At 58.2% G+C, this 15,174-nt stretch carries 11 protein-coding genes; 6 read left to right on the plus strand and 5 right to left on the minus strand.

Going from position 1 to position 15,174, the window contains the following annotated elements:
• Positions 1-303: 303 nt before the first annotated feature.
• Both CRP02_RS25200 and CRP02_RS25205 read left to right on the plus strand, forming a co-directional pair.
• A complete protein-coding gene (locus CRP02_RS25200) occupies positions 304-5,064 on the plus strand; it encodes an NAD-glutamate dehydrogenase (protein ID WP_097172602.1) in 4,761 nt (1,586 codons plus the stop codon).
• A 107-nt stretch (positions 5,065-5,171) separates the two neighbouring features.
• Complete coding sequence (locus CRP02_RS25205) at positions 5,172-6,548, plus strand: MFS transporter (RefSeq protein WP_097172603.1); 1,377 nt, start codon at positions 5,172-5,174, stop codon at positions 6,546-6,548.
• A 51-nt stretch (positions 6,549-6,599) separates the two neighbouring features.
• Here CRP02_RS25205 and phaR read toward each other — a convergent pair whose 3' ends face one another.
• Positions 6,600-7,175, minus strand: coding sequence for a polyhydroxyalkanoate synthesis repressor PhaR (gene phaR, locus CRP02_RS25210; RefSeq protein WP_003516476.1), 576 nt, complete (start codon positions 7,173-7,175; stop codon positions 6,600-6,602).
• Positions 7,176-7,416: 241 nt separating this feature from the next.
• Here phaR and CRP02_RS25215 point away from each other — a divergent pair, with 241 nt between their 5' ends.
• The 4 genes from CRP02_RS25215 (at position 7,417) to bfr (ending at position 10,474) form a co-directional block, all read left to right on the plus strand.
• The gene (locus CRP02_RS25215; RefSeq protein WP_097172604.1) at positions 7,417-8,595 is read left to right on the plus strand and encodes an acetyl-CoA C-acetyltransferase; all 1,179 of its coding nucleotides are present in this window, start codon (positions 7,417-7,419) and stop codon (positions 8,593-8,595) included.
• Positions 8,596-8,722: 127 nt separating this feature from the next.
• Positions 8,723-9,448: an acetoacetyl-CoA reductase gene (phbB, locus tag CRP02_RS25220; RefSeq protein ID WP_097172605.1), complete on the plus strand. Its 726-nt coding sequence runs from the start codon at positions 8,723-8,725 to the stop codon at positions 9,446-9,448.
• A gap of 263 nt (positions 9,449-9,711) precedes the next feature.
• Complete coding sequence (locus tag CRP02_RS25225; protein WP_013636971.1) at positions 9,712-10,023, plus strand: bacterioferritin-associated ferredoxin; 312 nt, start codon at positions 9,712-9,714, stop codon at positions 10,021-10,023.
• Positions 9,989-10,474, plus strand: a complete 486-nt coding sequence (gene bfr, locus CRP02_RS25230; protein ID WP_003516472.1) for a bacterioferritin — start codon at positions 9,989-9,991, stop codon at positions 10,472-10,474. Before CRP02_RS25225 ends, bfr begins: the two co-directional genes overlap by 35 nt.
• Before the next feature lie 48 nt (positions 10,475-10,522).
• Here bfr and CRP02_RS25235 read toward each other — a convergent pair whose 3' ends face one another.
• From CRP02_RS25235 to CRP02_RS25250, 4 genes are all read right to left on the minus strand, one after another.
• Complete coding sequence (locus tag CRP02_RS25235) at positions 10,523-11,035, minus strand: RNA pyrophosphohydrolase (RefSeq protein ID WP_013636972.1); 513 nt, start codon at positions 11,033-11,035, stop codon at positions 10,523-10,525.
• A 58-nt stretch (positions 11,036-11,093) separates the two neighbouring features.
• On the minus strand, positions 11,094-12,293 hold the full coding sequence (locus CRP02_RS25240) for a divergent polysaccharide deacetylase family protein (RefSeq protein ID WP_097172606.1): 1,200 nt from the start codon (positions 12,291-12,293) through the stop codon (positions 11,094-11,096).
• A 63-nt stretch (positions 12,294-12,356) separates the two neighbouring features.
• On the minus strand, positions 12,357-13,682 hold the full coding sequence (locus CRP02_RS25245; protein WP_003516467.1) for a S41 family peptidase: 1,326 nt from the start codon (positions 13,680-13,682) through the stop codon (positions 12,357-12,359).
• On the minus strand, positions 13,672-15,078 hold the full coding sequence (locus tag CRP02_RS25250) for a murein hydrolase activator EnvC family protein (RefSeq protein WP_097172925.1): 1,407 nt from the start codon (positions 15,076-15,078) through the stop codon (positions 13,672-13,674). The genes CRP02_RS25245 and CRP02_RS25250 overlap by 11 nt, the downstream gene beginning before the upstream one ends.
• Positions 15,079-15,174: the final 96 nt, after the last annotated feature.

The following is a 15,174-nucleotide window of genomic DNA, read 5'->3' on the forward strand; positions in this document are numbered from 1 at the left end:
GTATCGTTGGTGTACCACAAAAATAGGCACAAATCAATAATTTGCTTCGACCGTGGCCGCAACATCACATGGCGGCCAAAGAACCACCTATAAATGGGCTACCGGAATACTGTCAAATGCTTCGTAACCGGTCCCTGCGGTATAAGAAGCAAAAAAATTTCACTTCCCGACTGAAGAAACACGAAAGCCTCTTAAACTCTTCGTAATTACACGCCAATATCCGATTCGAATGAAAAGGCAAAATCCGCAAATTGACGGTGCTTTTTTACGTTAAAGTGTGATTTTTGGAGGAATCCACATCAAATGGGCTACAGAAATAATCCAAAACGCGAAAAACAGATCGAAAAAGCACGCCAGCAGGCAATTGCCGAAAACGCGCCATTTCTTGATCCGGGTATACTCTATGGAAGAGCAAGCGCCGACGACATAGAATATTATTCCGCCGAAATGCTGGCCGCAAGCGCGGCGCACAGTTTCGAGGCTCTTTCGCACTGGACTGGAGACGCGCCCCATATCAGCATCGCCCAGGTGGAGGGCGTCACCCCGCGAGATATTCCGGTAAAGGTTCTGACGATTATCGGCCGCAATATGCCCTTCCTCTACGATTCCGTCATGGGTGAGGTCACAAGCAGCTATCGCGGCCTCTATCTCGCGATCCATCCCATTCTGGTGCCGGATGCAACGGCGCAGGCGGGTTATCGCCTTGCGGAACCCGATGATGATCCCACCGGGAATATCAGCCTTATCCAGCTGCACATCGCCCCACTGACCCAGCAGGCCGCAACGGCGCTGGAAGAAAGATTGCGTTTCGTGCTGGCGCAGGTTCAGTCCGCCTACAGAGACTGGCGGCCCATGCTGTCGAAACTCGACGAAGCCCTAGACGAATTGTCGAAACGCGGCTCCTCGCGGCGCAAGACCGAGCGCGCGGAAGCCGTCGAGTTTCTCAACTGGCTTCGCAACGACAATTTCACCTTCCTCGGCATGCGCGATTACACCTATTCCGGAACGGGAAAGAACGCGAAAATCGAACGCGGTGACGGCGTCGGCCTCGGCAGTTTGAGCGATCCGGATGTGCGCGTGTTGCGCCTTGGCAAGGACGCCGTGACAACGACGCCTGAAATCCTCGCCTTCCTCGACGGCCCGGACTTCCTCATCGTCACAAAGGCGAATGTGAAGTCCATCGTGCATCGCCGCGCTTATATGGATTATATCGGCATAAAGCGCTTCGACGAGGACGGCAATGTCATCGGTGAATTGCGCATCGTCGGCCTTTTCACCGCCACCGCCTATACGCGCTCAGTAAAGCACATCCCGCTGCTACGTGCCAAAATTGCGGATGTCGAGCGGCATTTCGGTTTTGATCCGAACAGCCACTCCGGCCGCATTCTGCAGAACACGCTGGAAGCCTATCCGCGCGACGATCTCTTCCAGATCGAAACGGATCTTCTGATCCGCTTTATCGAGCAGATCATGGAACTGAGCGACCGCCCACGCGTGCGCGTCCTCGCACGTATCGACCGTTTCGACCGCTTCGTCTCAGCCATCATCTTCGTGCCGCGCGAGGAATACAATTCCTATGTGCGCGAGAAGATCGGCGACTATCTGAGCAAGGTCTATGACGGGCATATTTCCGCCTATTACCCGGCCTTCCCCGAAGGCGCTGTCGCCCGCGTCCATTTCATCGTCGGCCGCACGGAAGGCAAGACGCCGCGTATCGCGCAGGACAAGCTGGAGGATGCCGTCAGCGATATCGCAGCACGCTGGATAGACCATTTCGTTGCCCTTTCCGAACCGGGTGCGCCGGTGCTGGAGGTGGATCAGGCCTATCAGGAAGCCTTCACGCCGGAAGAGGCGATTGGCGACATGGCGGATATTCTGGCCACCGTGAAGGGTGAGCCGGTCCGCATCGAATTTTACCAGCAGGAAGGCCAGTCAGCTGAAACGCTGTCGCTGAAGATCTTCCATCGGGATGGCCATCTGCCACTGTCGCGCCGTGTGCCGCTGCTCGAAAACCTCGGTTTCAACGTCATCAGTGAGCGCACCTTCGACATCGGTGTCATCTCGGATGGCGAAAAGCGCGACATCGTGCTGCATGATATGGAACTCGCTGTCGCCAAGGGCGTGACGCTCGATCTGCCGCAATACGGACAGAAACTCGAAGAAGCATTCCTTGCTGCCTTCTCGGGCAAGGTCGATAATGACAACTTCAACCGGCTGATCCTCGCCTGCGGCCTTACCGTGCGCGAAGTGTCCGTCCTGCGCGCTTATGCCCGCTATCTGCGCCAGACCGGAATCGTTTATTCCCAAGAGCATATTTCCGAAACGCTTTTTAAATATCCGGCCATTTCACGGAATATTTTCGCTCTGTTCAAGGCTGGCTTCGATCCGTCCATCGACGAGAAGAAGCGGCTGAAGAAACTGGCAGAGATGCACAAGACGATCGAAGCGGCATTGAGCGGTGTTCCCAATCTCGACGAAGACCGCACCTTGCGGCGTTATGTCAATGCCATCGACGCCACGCTTCGTACCAACTACTTCCAGAAAAACACCGATGGCACGCCGCGTGACCTGTTGGCGTTCAAGTTCGATCCCAAACATCTGGACGGCCTGCCCGATCCGCGTCCCTTCCGCGAAATCTTCGTGTACGGAACCGAAGTAGAAGGCGTGCATCTGCGCTTCGGCAAAGTGGCGCGCGGCGGTCTGCGCTGGTCGGATCGCGGCCAGGATTACCGCACGGAAGTGCTCGGTCTCGTCAAGGCGCAGCAGGTCAAGAACGCGGTGATCGTTCCCGTTGGCGCCAAGGGCGGCTTTTTCCCGAAGAACCTGCCTGTTGGCGGCTCCCGCGACGAGATCTTCAATGCAGGCCGCGAAGCCTACAAGACCTATATCCGCACTCTTCTGTCCATCACCGACAATATCGTCGACGACGCCGTCGTACCGCCGGCCGATACGTTGCGGCTTGATGGTGACGATCCCTATTTCGTCGTCGCCGCCGATAAGGGGACCGCGACATTCTCCGATACGGCAAACGGCCTCGCCCACGACGCCGGCTTCTGGCTGGACGATGCCTTCGCATCGGGTGGTTCCGCCGGTTACGACCACAAGAAGATGGGCATCACCGCGCGCGGTGCCTGGGAAACGGTAAAGCGTCATTTCCGCGAAATGGACACCGACATCCAGACCACGCCCTTCACTGTGGCAGGTGTCGGCGACATGTCCGGCGACGTTTTCGGCAACGGCATGTTGTTGTCGGAAAAGATCAGGTTGATTGCCGCCTTCGATCACCGCGACATCTTCATCGATCCGGATCCTGATACCGAAAAATCCTTCGCTGAGCGCAAGCGACTTTTCGAATTGCCACGCTCAAGCTGGCAGGATTACGACCGTTCGACGCTCTCAAAAGGCGCAATGATCATCTCGCGTTCCGAAAAATCGGTGACGCTGACGCCGGAAGCCGTCGCTGCCATCGGCATCGACAAATCCGTTGCCACACCCTTCGAGATCATGACCGCCATTCTGAAGGCGCCAACCGATCTTCTGTGGTTCGGCGGCATCGGCACCTATATCAAGGCGGCGGTGGAAACCAACGCCGAGGTGGGTGACAGGGCGAATGACCCCATCCGCGTCAACGCCACGGAGCTGCGCGCCAAGGTTATCGGCGAAGGCGCCAATCTCGGCATCACCCAGAAGGGCCGCATCGCCTATGCGCTGGCGGGTGGACTTTGCAATTCCGACGCCATCGACAACTCGGCCGGCGTGAATTCCTCCGACGTCGAGGTCAATATCAAGATCGCCCTCGCCTCCGCGGTCAATAGCGGTCGCCTGACGATGCCGAAGCGCAACCAGCTTCTTGCCTCCATGACGCCGGAAGTGGCGCAGCTGGTGCTGCGCAACAACTACCTGCAATCGCTGGCAATCTCGCTGACGGAACGGCTTGGGCTTGCGAACCGGGAAGAACTCGGCCGCCTGATGAGCGCGCTGGAGGCAACCGGCCAACTGAACCGCAAGGTCGAAACCTTGCCGAGCAATGCCGAGCTCAGCGAAAGATACGCCACCGGCAAGCCGCTGACCCGGCCGGAAATCGGCGTGCTGCTTTCCTACGCCAAGCTGACGCTGTTCGACGCTCTGGTGGCAAGCCCGCTGCCCGACGAACCCTATCTCCAGCATCTACTCGCAGACTATTTCCCGGCCAAGATGCAGAAGAACTATGCAGACGATATCAAGGCGCATCGCCTGCACCGCGAAATCGTTGCGACAGCGCTCGCCAATGCCGTGGTAAACCGCGGCGGCCCTGGCTTCGTGCAGAAACTCGCCGATGCAAGCGGCCTCCTGTCGGCCGATGTCGTCAAGGCAGCGGTGATCGTGGAGGATGGTTTCGGCCTCAAACGTCTGTGGAGCGAGGTCGACGCGCTTGACGGAAAGCTCGGCGGAGAAGTCCAGAACGGACTTTATGCCACGATCACCCGCATCTACTCCGATGCAAGCAGGCTTTATCTGCAAACCGGGAGCGTGGGCGCTGGAACGAGCGACATGGCAACCGAAATCGAGCGTCTGAAAACCGCCATCAAGACGCTGTCGCCGGCAGCGGCGAAATATCGCCGCGAGCTTGGCGTTACGGAAATCGACGGTGTTCCCTCTGGTCTTCTGGAGGAGCTGGATACGCTTTCCCTGCTGGTCTATGTGCCGGAGATCATGCGTATCGCCGAAAGTGCGGGCACGACGCTTGCCCGCGCCGCCGAAAGCTACGCCACGGTCTCCTCGACCTTCCGTGTCGCGCGGCTGCTGGATGCCAGCCAGCGCATTACACCGGCCGATCATTACGAGAGCCTGGCCCTTCTGCGCAGCCAGGACCAGATCGCCTTGTCGAGACGCCGGATCGTCATCTCGGCCCTCACCGAGTATGCGAAGGAAAAGGACGCGGTTCAGGCCTGGTATGCGGCCGACCGCGTGCGCGTCAATCGCATCGTCTCGGAACTCGGTGCACTCAGCGAAAGCGGCGATACCAACCTCGCCCGCCTGACAGTGGCGGCGGGGCTGCTTGGTGATATCGTTCAGACGCGCTGATTGACCATTCGAAAAACGCCATCCGGGTGACTGGCCCGGATGGCCATAAATGAAGCGGTTGCGCCGGCATCACGCATTTTATCCCCCCATATCCGATAGGACGATGAATGACTGTCCCCTCCCCAAATGCGGAAACAGTGGTTGCCAAACGCGGCATCTGGGGCTGGGTCATGTTCGACTGGGCGGCACAGCCCTTTTTCACGGTCGTTACGACCTTCGTTTTCGGACCCTACTTTGTCGCCCGCCTCACCGATGATCCTATTTCGGCGCAGGCGACATGGAGCAACATGGCGACGGTCTCTTCGATCATCATCGCCCTCTTCTCCCCCATTCTCGGCTCCATCGCGGACCAATCCGGCGCAAGAAAGCCGTGGATCGCCTTTTTTGCCGCCATCAAGATCGTCAGTCTTTTATTCCTCTGGTTTGCAGCACCGGGTTCGCCGATCATCCTGCCGATCATCTGCATGATATTCGCATCCATCGCGGCGGAGTTTTCGATCGTCTTCAACGATTCCATGATGCCGCGACTGACCAATCCGCAGAATGTCGGACGCATTTCCAATCTCGCCTGGGGACTCGGTTATCTCGGCGGCATGGTGGTGCTGATCGCCGTGGTGACGCTTCTGGCCGCAAATCCACAGACAGGCCTGACTATCGCCGGTATCAAGCCGCTTTTCGGTCTCGATCCAGCAACCGGCGAGGACGCCAGAATAACCGGCCCGATAGCCGCAATCTGGTATTTGCTCTTCATTCTGCCGATGTTTCTGCTGACCCCGGATGCGGAAAGGGGCCTACCCTTCGGAGCGGCTATCCGCTCCGGTCTTGCGGAGCTCAAGACAACCCTGCGCGAACTTCGAGACAGACCCTTCCTGTTGCGGTTCCTGATTGCACGTATGCTTTATCAGGACGGCGTGAACGGCGTGCTCATTCTGGGTGGCGTATTTGCGGCGGGAATGTTCGGCTGGGCGACGATGGAAATCGGCCTCTTCGGCATCCTGCTCAACGTTGTCGCCATCGTGGGTTGCTTTGCGGCCGGGCGCGTCGATCAGAAACTTGGCTCGCGGATCACCATCCTCATCAGCCTGGTTATGCTGCTCATCGCGACGGTCGGCATCGTCTCGACAGAAAAGGGCTCGACACTGTTTGGCTGGATCCAATTGTCGACAGCGGACAATGGCGGCATCTTCGCAACCGGCGCGGAAAAGGCCTATCTGCTCTATGGCATATTGATTGGCCTCGCCTTCGGTCCCGTTCAGGCCTCGTCGCGTTCCTATCTGGCGCGCAACATCACCATTGCTGAGGCGGGACGCTATTTCGGCATCTATGCGCTATCGGGCCGCGCCACCAGCTTCATGGCGACGCTGTCCTTTTCAATAGCAACCTACCTCAGTGGCTCCGCACATATCGGAATGGCCACCCTCATCGTGTTTCTGGGGTTGGGGTTTGTTCTGTTGCTGCGCGTCCCGGAACGGACGGCAAACTGAAGAACCGGAGAGAGCATTTGAGGGGTCTCACCCGAAATGCTCCAGCCTCCTTCAGAGCTGATCGAGTTTTTGCTGCAATGCGCGCAGCTGCGACTTCAGCTCATCGATTTCGGATGCATTCGGCTTGCGCGTTTCCTTGGGCGCCTGCGGCATTGCAAAAGGTGTGAACCCCTGCATCGCCTGCCGGAACAGTTCCGTATTGCGGCGGATCTGCTCTTCCATCATTTGCAATGGAGCCTGGAAATTCCGGGCAAGCGAACCGTCTCCGAACGCCTTGGCCATATGCTCCTGCATCTGGCTCTGCTGATCGGAGAAGGTTTTCATCGAATGTTCGAGAAATGTCGGAACGACCATCTGCATCTGGTCACCGTAATAGGAGATCAATTGCCGCAGAAACGCCGTTGGTAACAGCGTATTGCCGGTTTTGGCTTCCTGTTCGACAATGATCTGCGTCAGAACCGCATGGGTGATGTCTTCGGATGATTTGGCGTCCTGAACCTTGAAGTCCTCGCCGCGTTTAACCATCTGCGCCAGATCATCCAGCGTCACATAGGTGCTGGTGCCGGTGTTGTAGAGCCGCCGGTTGGCATATTTTTTAATGATTGTTTCGCCGTCGTGTTTTGCCATGCCCGCCTCCTCGCGATGATGGTATTTTCTTGTTTTTTGGTGTTATTGCTCTTCCCGCGCGAAGTGTATGCGCAAAACAAGCCCCATGACAAATGTTTTGTGCATCGCAACAGTTTGTTTTTTGCGCAGCAATTTTCCGCAAGATTCCGGCTTGATTTAGCAACATCTTTTAAAGCAACTTTCGGCATTTGACTTGTATTCAAAGCTTTGCCAGTCTCCGCCCGCAAGTGAGGAGAAACAGATGACGCCTTCAATCGTGATTGCCAGCGCTGCGCGCACTGCCGTCGGTTCTTTCAATGGTGGCTTTGCCAATACGCCCGCCCACGAGCTTGGGGCAACCGTCATCAACGCCGTCCTGGAGCGCGCCGGTGTCGCAGCCCACGAAATTGATGAGGTCATCCTCGGTCAGGTATTGACGGCAGGCGAAGGGCAGAACCCGGCGCGGCAGGCGGCAATGAAAGCCGGCATTCCCCAGGAAGCAACCGCCTTCGGCATCAATCAGCTATGCGGTTCCGGCCTGCGCGCCGTCGCACTCGGCATGCAGCAGATCGTTGCCGGCGACGCGACCATCATCATTGCCGGCGGTCAGGAATCCATGTCCATGGCGCCCCACTGCGCCCATTTGCGCGGCGGCGTGAAGATGGGCGATTTCAAGATGGTCGACACCATGCTGAAAGACGGCCTGACGGATGCCTTTTACGGCTACCACATGGGAATAACCGCCGAGAACATCGCCCGGCAATGGCAGCTTTCCCGTGATGAACAGGACCAGTTCGCTGTCGCATCGCAAAACAAGGCCGAAGCCGCGCAAAGCGCCGGCCGTTTTGCGGATGAGATTGTGGCTTTCACGGTCAAGGGCCGCAAGGCTGATATCATCATCGATGCTGACGAGCACATCCGTACCGGCGTCTCGCTGGAAACCATGGCAAAGCTGCGCCCCGCCTTCGACAAGGAAGGCACGGTAACGGCCGGCAACGCCTCCGGCCTCAATGACGGCGCGGCTGCCGCACTTCTGATGTCGGAGCAGGAAGCGGCAAAGCGCGGTATCAAACCGCTGGCGCGCATCGCCTCCTGGGCGACGGCGGGCGTCGATCCGCAGATCATGGGAACCGGCCCCATCCCCGCCTCACGCAAGGCACTGGCCAAGGCAGGCTGGTCGATCGGCGATATCGGCCTCGTTGAGGCCAACGAAGCCTTTGCCGCCCAGTCCTGCGCTGTCGTGCGTGAGCTTGGTCTTGATCCTGATAGCGTCAACGTCAATGGCGGTGCGATTGCCATCGGCCATCCGATCGGCGCTTCCGGCGCGCGTGTGCTGAACACGCTGATTTTCGAGATGCGCCGCCGCAACGTATCGAAGGGGCTCGCAACGCTCTGCATCGGCGGCGGCATGGGTGTTGCCATGTGCATCGAGGCGCTCTGAAAACCGCCGTGCGGCCTTCCAAAAAGCAATTCCGGTTCAGCGGCCAATAGGGTAGAAGCGGTCTCCCATTGGCCGCATTTCTGTGGCCGTTGAGCACGGCTAAAACAGTTCAGGAAATGGAGGCCATATGAGCCGGGTTGCGTTGATTTCGGGCGGGACAAGCGGCATAGGCGCAGCAATCGCCCGCGCCTTGCAGGCAGCCGGCTACCGGGTGGCCGTCAATTACGCCTTCACGACGGATAGGGCAGAGGCCTTCCAGAAAGAAACCGGCATCCCCGCGTTTCAATGGGACGTGCGAGACTATGATGCCTGCGTAAAAGGCATAGCCCAGGTTGAAGAGGCCTTCGGCCCCGTCGAGGTTCTCGTCAACAATGCCGGCATCACCCGTGATGCGATGTTTCACAAGATGACACCGCAGCAATGGCGCGAGGTGATCGACACCAACCTCACCGGCGTCTTTAACATGACGCATCCCGTCTGGCCGGGTATGCGCGACCGCGGCTTCGGCCGCATCGTCAATATTTCCTCCATCAATGGCCAGAAGGGCCAGGCAGGCCAGGCCAACTATTCCGCCTCAAAGGCTGGCGATATCGGCTTCACCAAGGCGCTCGCCCAGGAAGGCGCAAGCCGCAACATTACCGTCAACGCCATCTGCCCCGGTTACATCGGCACGGAGATGGTGAGGGCTATACCGGAGAAAGTGCTGGCCGAGCGGATCGTGCCGCAAATCCCGGTCGGGCGCCTGGGCGAACCGGAAGAAATCGCGCGATGCGTCCTGTTTCTCGTGTCGGACGAGGCTGGTTTCATAACCGGCTCCACAATGACCGCGAATGGCGGGCAATATTTCGCCTGAGATCCGCACCCCTTTCTAACGGGACGGAAGCGGGTAAACTTTTCGTGATATCCGCCCTGAAAATATCGCCACGCACAAAAACTTGATCGAAAAATACCGCAATATAGGAACTGCTAAACTAATGAAAATACGACAGTTTTTGTATAGTTTAGAATGAATCCAGAGTTCACTTCCGGATATCCTCGGAGGTTTTTCTTGACAGTGGGTGTCCTGTTTTGGTTTAAGAACGAAAACAACGTGTTGCGTCATACAGGCAGTCGATCATGCTGGTTTGCAGCTGCAATTACATCACCGACCACGATATCCGGGACGTCATTAACGAGCTCCTCGATGAGGACTGTTGGCAGCTTATCGTTCCGGCAAAAGTGTATCATGCCATGGAAAAACGTGGCCGCTGCTGCGGCTGTTTCCCGACTGTCGTCGACCTGATCATACAGACAACCGAAGAATATCACGCCCGTCGCCACTCGACGGAAGCCGATGTTTTTGATTTTATGTCCCGCTTGAAGCGATTCCATGAAGAGAACAGGAGAGCGGACATTGAAAGGCGACACAAGAGTCATCGAGCGGCTTAACGAAGCCCTTTTTCTAGAACTCGGTGCGGTAAACCAGTATTGGCTTCACTACCGACTTCTGAATGATTGGGGCTACACCAAGCTTGCAAAGAAGGAGCGTGCGGAATCCATCGAAGAGATGCAGCACGCCGACAAGATCATCGATCGTATCATTTTCCTGGAAGGTCATCCCAACCTCCAGACCCTGGCTCCCCTGCGCATCGGTCAGAACGTCAAGGAAGTGCTCGAAGCCGATCTGGCGGGCGAATATGACGCACGGACGTCCTACAAGAAATCGCGCGACATCTGTTCCGAGGCCGGAGACTATGTCTCCATGAAGCTGTTCGAAGCCCTGCTGATCGACGAGGAAGGTCACATCGACTTCCTTGAAACCCAGCTCGAACTGCTCGGCAAGATCGGTGCGGAAAAATACGGCCAGCTCAACGCCGATTCCGCCAACGAAGCAGAATAAGCTTTTGCAATCGACCAAAGAAAAGGCGGCCAGTGGCCGCCTTTTTTATTATTTGCCGGCAAGGTGCCGGAATTCTGCAACCACTTTCTCGTAGACCGCGCGCTTGAAGGGCACGATGAGCTCCGGTAGGCTTTCCATCGGCTTCCAGTCCCAGGCGTCGAATTCAGCCGTATGCCCTGTTGGAGGTGGGTCGATCTGGATTTCGCTTTCGTCGCCATCGAAACGGAAGGCAAACCAGCGTTGCGCCTGCCCGCGATACTTGCCTCTCAGGCCGATGCCGATCAGTTCGGGCGGCAGATCATAATGGATCCAGTCGCTCGCTTCCGCCAGCAACGTCACCGTTTTCATCCCCGTCTCTTCGTAAAGTTCGCGAATGGCGGCCGTCAAAGGCCGTTCACCGTCATCGATGCCGCCCTGCGGCATCTGCCACAATTGCGGTGAACCGTCATATTCCGAATTGCCTTCCCTGATGCGCCGGCCGGCCCAAACAAGGCCTTCGGCGTTCAGAACCATAATCCCCGCACAGGGACGGTAAGGCAAATCTTCTGCTTTGATTGTCATTGGAAACCCGCACTGTCTGCGCGCCGAAAAGGCGCTAAGGAATGGCCGCGCAGAAGGTTTACTGCCCCGCCTGCTGCGAAACAAGCGCAGAAACGCCAACGATCTCGATACCGCGACCGCCCGCCTCCCGCGACCATTTCGAGATTGCAGCGATGCTTTCGTCAAAAGCCGAGGCAACGCCGATCGCCTGACCGTTACGTCGCGCGATCCGCTCCAATTCGTCCAGTTTGCGCAGGATAGAGGCTTCGGTGACCTCACCGTCGAGCAGAACATCGGCAAAGCCCTGCTGCGCGGAAATGGCTTTGGCAATCCCGCCGCTCAGCGACTGCGCCGAAGAGGCATCGTCCAGAAAAAGCAGCCCGCGCTTGCCGATATCGCGCATGACCGGCTCCAGCGCCGCCTGCTCGGAAAGGAAGCGCCCGCCGAGATAATTCATGATGCCGGTATAATTGGTAATTTTCGCCATGGATCGATGCAGCCGGTCGATATTGACCTTCGCGGGATCGCCCGCCAGCAGCGTGTCCGGGCCGGGATTGGTGCCCGGATACCCGAAGGGCTCCAGCGGTATCTGGAGAAGGATTTCATGCCCCTCACGGCGTGCTTCCTGCATCCAGCGCTGCAGGCTGTTGCCGCTTGCAGCAAAACCGAGCGTTACCTCCGGCGGCAGTTCCCGGATCGCCTTTTGCGAACCCGTCTGGCTGAGGCCAAGACCACCGACCACGATCGCCACCCGGGTGCCACGCGCGCCGGACCACGGCCGTGCATATTGCTCCATCGGCCGCAAACCATCGGCACCGATGACCGGCAATTTGCCGAATGCGGTTTCTTCCAGCAATGCATCATTGGGCCGCGTGGCCATGCGCGGATCCTGACCATAGGTCTGGCCGCTCATCAGCACCGGTCCGTCGCTGTCACGGGGGCGGGGAGAATAGACCGATACCACATTGCCATCCGGCATCGTCGCCCGATTTATATTCGCGCCGGAGCGGCCGCTTTCCGGCTTCAGACCAGCCGTGTCGTTGGGATCCGCCACATCGGCTGCTGCCGTTTTCGGAGCATCTTCGGGGATCCGGGGCTGGATATCCGGCCCGGAGGCCGTCTTCTGCAGATTGCCGGGCGACAGGGCCGTATAGACGGAAAGCCCGCCGATCGTCAGAACAGCAAGCGCGGACAGAACCATAATGACGGAAAAGCGCCGGTTGATACCGGCGCTTTTTTTCTGTCGACCCAGAAGCGGTTTTCGCAGGTCAGAAGGCAATGAACGATCCGTCCAAACGGTTAGGCAATCGAGAAAATGCGCCGGCTGGCCGGCGCATCCATCTTACTGCTTGTTGACCACAGCCTTGTCCGGGTTCGGCGGGAACGACGGATCGGTCTTGGCACCGCGCAACAGGTCCAGCGCATAATTCAGCTGGATATCATCCTTGGCTTCCGGCGGAACGTAAGCGGAAGAACCCGAACCTTCGTCCGTTTCGCTCTGGCCCTTGATATGGCCGGTCAGGCTGGATTCACCTTCGGTGGTGACCCGGCCCTGCAATTCCGGCGGCAGCGGCTGTTCGACCTTGATATCAGGCGTAATGCCCGTGCCCTGGATCGATTTGCCCGACGGCGTGTAATAAAGCGCCGTGGTCAGACGCAGCGCGCCGGCCTCGCCGAGCGGAATGATCGTCTGGACCGAACCCTTGCCGAAGGAGCGCGTGCCGACCACAGTCGCGCGACGCAGATCCTGCAGCGCACCGGCGACGATTTCAGACGCCGAAGCAGAGCCACCGTTGATGAGCACGATAACCGGCTTGCCATCGGTCAGATCGCCAGCCGTTGCATTGAAGCGACGGGTCTCGTCCGGGTTACGGCCACGGGTCGAAACGACTTCGCCACGCTGGAGGAAGGCGTCGGAAACATTGATCGCCTGATCGAGCAGACCACCGGGATTGAGACGCAGATCGAGCACGTAGCCCTTCAGCTTGTCCGCCGGCACATCCGTCTTGATCTTCTTGATCGCCTTTTCGAGATCGTCATACGTCTTCTCGGTAAATGAGATGACGCGGAGATAACCGACATCGCCCTCGACACGGGACTTGACCGCGCGTACGGCAATGACATCACGCATGACGGTGAATTCGAGCGGTTTGTCGGCGCCCTGGCGGATGATCGTCAGCTTGATCGGCGTCTTGACCGCGCCGCGCATCTTCTCGACCGCCTGCTCCAGCTTCAGCCCGCGAACCGGCGTACCGTCGATTTCCGAAATATAGTCGCCGGCAAGAATGCCTGCGCGCGAAGCCGGCGTGTCGTCCATCGGCGAGATGACTTTGACCAGTTCATTTTCCATGGTCACTTCGATGCCGAGACCGCCGAACTCACCCTTGGTCTGGGTGCGCATGTCGTTGGCGTCCTTGGCATTCATGAAGCTCGAATGCGGATCAAGCGAGCTGAGCATGCCGTTGATGGCATTTTCGACCAGCTTCTCGTCATCCGGCGGCGTCACATATTGCGCACGCACACGTTCGAACACGTCGCCAAAGATTGACAGTTCCTTATAGGTCGAAGGCCCGGCCGCCTGTGCCGGCATGCTCGCCGAATAAATCACACTCATCGCCGTGGCGCCCATAAGCCCACCGATAAGGAGAAGCGAAACCTTACGAATCATTGTGCGCCCTTCCGGTATTTTTTGCGGTCCACCAAGGTTGGGAATCAACCGGCACACCATCTTTCCTGAACTCAATGTAGAGCGTTGGCCGGTCGGTTTCCAGCGCCAATGCTGCTGCACTCGCTACTCTTTTTGCACCCATGGAGGCGATTGGCTCTCCGGAGAACACAAACATTCCCTGTCGTGTCCTCACATTGTCCATGCCCGTCATGACCACATGGTATCCGTCACCCGTATTGAGGATGATCATTCGGCCGTAACTGCGAAAATCTCCGGCAAATACAACAAAGCCGTCTGCGGGTGCCGTCACGATGGCCTCAGGTCCGGTCGCGACGACAATTCCCTTGGAAAAGTGGCCCGTACCATCCGCATCGCCGAACCGACGCAACACATCTCCAGCCACCGGCAGGTCCAGCTTTGCCTTCAAACTCGCGAAGGGATATGCGGGCGCAATACGGTTTTTATCGGGCATTCCCGCCTCGGCTGCGGCACGCTCCTTCTCACGTTCCGCTTCGGAAAGACGGGCCACGCGCTGCTCTTCCGCACGCGCCCTTTCCATAGCTTCCCGCACCGAACTGATCTCACTTTCAAGCGAACCGACCAGACCCTCGAGGCTGGTCGCCTTGCTTGCAAGCTCCTCGGATCGCTTGCGTTCCGTCTCCAGCGCCGCGGCCGTCTGCGAATTTCTGCGGTCGTTTTCAGCAAGCAGCAGGTCGAGGCGTTTTTCCTCTTCCAGACTTGCCGTCATCATACCCGTAAGATCGTCCTTTTCGCGAGCGATTGCCTGCCTGACGTCGGTCAATTCTTTGAGAGCAGAAACCAGCTTGTCGGTCTCACCACGAATGCCGGGCACGACGGCGCCGAGAAGAATGGCGCTGCGCACCGAAGCCAGCGCATCATCAGGCGAAACGAGAAGGGCGGGGGGAGGGTTTCTGCCCATACGCTGCAGCGCGGCCAGAACTTCCGCCAGCACGCCGCGCCTCTCGCGCAGGGATGCCTTGACGCCATCTTCGCGGACCGAAAGCTTGGCCAGACGATCCTCGCCATCGCTGATCTTGGTTTCCAGCGCCTTGCGACGTGCAGCCGACGCGATCAGCTCGTCGCGAATACGGGCGCTGTCCTGATTAAGGGAAGCAATGCTTTCCTCGAGATTTCGGGTCTTGTCTTCCGAAAGGCCGATGCTGTCGACCAGCTCTTCCAGATCCTGGCGGTTCTGATCACGGCGCTTTTCCAGCGTCTGAAGCGCCTCCGGCGACGAATCACCCTCACCAGCAGGCGCGGCACCGGCATCATCGCGCGAAAAGGCGCGTTCAACAGGGGAAATCCCCAGGACAAGGACAGCGAAAACCGCGCCCGCAAGGGCAGCGTGGCGTTTTCGTTGAGACCTCTTGTCCATTTGAACTTTCTTTGATGCCGAAGCAGGAGCGCCGATATTAGGGATTTTGCCCCAATCTTCCAAGAGGCCTGAAACAGGCTGGCTGCAAAGCCTTCC

The organism is Rhizobium sp. AN5 (genome assembly GCF_900215255.1).
In the GTDB taxonomy this organism is placed as follows: Bacteria; Pseudomonadota; Alphaproteobacteria; order Rhizobiales; family Rhizobiaceae; genus Agrobacterium; species Agrobacterium tumefaciens.